This is a genomic window from Mesorhizobium sp. M7A.F.Ca.MR.362.00.0.0 (genome assembly GCF_004023175.1).
Classification (GTDB): domain Bacteria; phylum Pseudomonadota; class Alphaproteobacteria; order Rhizobiales; family Rhizobiaceae; genus Mesorhizobium.
The window spans coordinates 1-2,661 of record NZ_RZTF01000591.1; the positions used below are offsets into that span (position 1 = coordinate 1).

Annotated in this window: 2 protein-coding genes; one reads left to right on the top strand and one right to left on the bottom strand. The window is 63.3% G+C overall.

What is annotated here, in order from left to right:
* Positions 1-47: 47 nt before the first annotated feature.
* A complete protein-coding gene (locus EOC06_RS35625) occupies positions 48-518 on the bottom strand; it encodes a VOC family protein (RefSeq protein WP_128310004.1) in 471 nt (156 codons plus the stop codon).
* 250 nt (positions 519-768) lie between these two features.
* Here EOC06_RS35625 and ilvD point away from each other — a divergent pair, with 250 nt between their 5' ends.
* Positions 769-2,613, top strand: a complete 1,845-nt coding sequence (ilvD, locus tag EOC06_RS35630; protein ID WP_128310005.1) for a dihydroxy-acid dehydratase — start codon at positions 769-771, stop codon at positions 2,611-2,613.
* The last annotated feature ends 48 nt before the right edge of the window (positions 2,614-2,661 follow it).

Sequence of the window (2,661 nt, forward strand, 5' to 3'; positions counted from 1 at the left end):
GGGAGAAGGTGCCCGAAGGGCGGATGAGGGGCAGCGCCGACCCTCGACTATCCTCTCGCCGCTTCCTCGATCCTGGCGATGTCGATCTTGCTCATCTGCATCATCGCCGACATCACGCGGCCGGCCTTGGCCCGGTCCGGATCCAGCAACAGGCGCGGCAGCTGCTCCGGCACAACCTGCCAGGAGACGCCGAATTTATCCTTCAGCCAGCTGCATTGCGACGGTTGGCCGCCACCTTCGATGAGCTTGTCCCAGAAGTAATCCACCTCTTCCTGCGTCTTGCAGTCGATCGACTGCGACATCGCCTCGGTGTGCTTGAACTGCGGTCCACCATTGAGCGCCTGGAATTGCACCCCGTCGAGTTCGAACGTGGTCACCAGCACCTTGCCTTCATTGGCGTGGCCTTCGGGCCAGCGCATTACGCTCAGCACCTTCGAATTCTTGAAGATGGAGACGTAGAAATTCATGGCCTCTTCGGCCTGGCCGTCGAACCACAGGCAGGTGGTGATCTTTTGCATGTCGTGCTCCTCGGGTTGTTTTGGTTGCGTTACGGCGAAACGGCTGACTCCGAACGCGGTGCCATTTCCATGTCGTCTGCCCAAGGACGGGCATGCAGTGCGCCATCCGACAGTGCCACGCATTTTTTTGAGAGAATCTGGCGCATCGCAAAATTGTGGCCAGACCGGGCTTGCGCGTCTATAACGCCTGCGGTCCGAATTCAGCTCCGCCGCGCCATGCCTGGCTGTGGCCAGCCACCAAGGAAAAAACATGCCTGCCTATCGCTCCCGCACCACCACCCATGGCCGCAACATGGCCGGCGCACGCGGCCTCTGGCGCGCCACCGGCATGAAGGACAGCGATTTCGGCAAGCCGATCATCGCGGTGGTCAACTCCTTCACCCAGTTCGTGCCGGGCCATGTCCATCTGAAGGATCTCGGCCAGTTGGTCGCGCGCGAGATCGAGAAGGCCGGCGGCGTCGCCAAAGAATTCAACACCATCGCCGTCGACGACGGCATCGCCATGGGCCATGACGGCATGCTCTATTCGCTGCCGTCGCGCGAGCTGATCGCCGATTCCGTCGAATACATGGTCAACGCTCACTGTGCCGACGCCATGGTCTGCATCTCCAATTGCGACAAGATCACGCCCGGCATGCTGATGGCATCGTTGCGCCTCAACATCCCGACCGTCTTCGTTTCCGGCGGTCCGATGGAAGCCGGCAAGGTGGTGCTCGCCGGCAAGACGCAGGCGCTCGACCTGGTCGATGCCATGGTGGCGGCCGCCGACGACAGGGTCTCCGACGAGGACGTCAAGGTCATCGAGCGCTCGGCCTGCCCGACCTGCGGCTCCTGCTCGGGCATGTTCACAGCCAATTCGATGAACTGCCTGACCGAGGCGCTTGGCCTGTCGCTGCCCGGCAACGGCTCGACATTGGCGACGCATGCCGACCGCAAACGGCTGTTCGTCGAGGCTGGCCACCTGATCGTCGATCTCGCCCAGCGTTACTACGAACAGGATGACGAGACGGCTCTGCCGCGCAACATTGCCTCGAAGGGCGCCTTCGAGAACGCCATGACGCTCGACATCGCCATGGGCGGCTCGACCAACACCGTGCTGCACATCCTGGCTGCCGCGCATGAAGGCGAGATCGATTTCGATCAGGACGACATCGACGCGCTGTCGCGCAAGGTGCCGGTGCTGTGCAAGGTTGCTCCGGCCAAGTCCGACGTGCACATGGAAGACGTGCACCGCGCCGGCGGTATCATGGCCATCCTCGGCCAGCTCGACAATGCCGGCCTGCTCAACCGCGACCTGCCGACGGTGCACACGCGAACGCTGGGCGAAGCGCTCGACCATTGGGATATTTCCCGCACGACCAGCCAGAGTGTGCGCGATTTCTTCCTCGCCGCCCCTGGTGGCGTGCCGACACAGGTCGCTTTCAGCCAGGACCGCCGCTGGGACGAACTCGATCTCGACCGCGAGAAAGGCGTCATCCGCTCGACCGAACATCCCTTTTCCAGGGATGGCGGCCTCGCCGTGCTGAAAGGCAATCTGGCTCTCGACGGCTGTATCGTGAAGACCGCCGGCGTCGATGAATCGATCCTGAAGTTCACCGGCCCGGCCCGCGTCTTCGAAAGCCAGGATTCGAGCGTCAAGGCGATCCTGTCCAACGAGATCAAGGCCGGCGATGTGGTCGTCATCCGCTATGAAGGGCCGCGCGGCGGCCCAGGCATGCAGGAAATGCTTTATCCAACCAGCTATCTGAAGTCGAAAGGGCTCGGCAAGGCCTGCGCTCTGGTCACCGACGGCCGCTTCTCCGGAGGCACGTCGGGCCTGTCAATCGGCCATGCGTCGCCGGAAGCCGCCGAAGGCGGGCTGATCGGGCTGGTGCAGGAGGGCGATACGATCGAGATCGACATCCCGAACCGCAGCATCCGCCTGGCTGTCGATGAGGCGGAACTCGCTGCCCGCCGGGCGGCAATGGAGGCCAAGGGCGCCCTGGCCTGGAAGCCCGAGGAAAAGCGCAAGCGCAAGGTGACGACCGCCTTGCGAGCCTATGCCGCCATGACGACCAGCGCGGCCAAGGGCGCGGTGAGGTTTGTGCCGGAATAGAGCAGTTCTTCCTTCTCCCCTTGTGGGAGAAGGTGGCCTCGCGAAGCG

Coding starts and splice junctions, on each gene's coding strand:
- EOC06_RS35625 (WP_128310004.1), bottom strand. CDS start 518: ATGCAAAAGATCACCACCTGCCTGTGGTTCGACGGCCAGGCCGAAGAG.
- ilvD (WP_128310005.1), top strand. CDS start 769: ATGCCTGCCTATCGCTCCCGCACCACCACCCATGGCCGCAACATGGCC.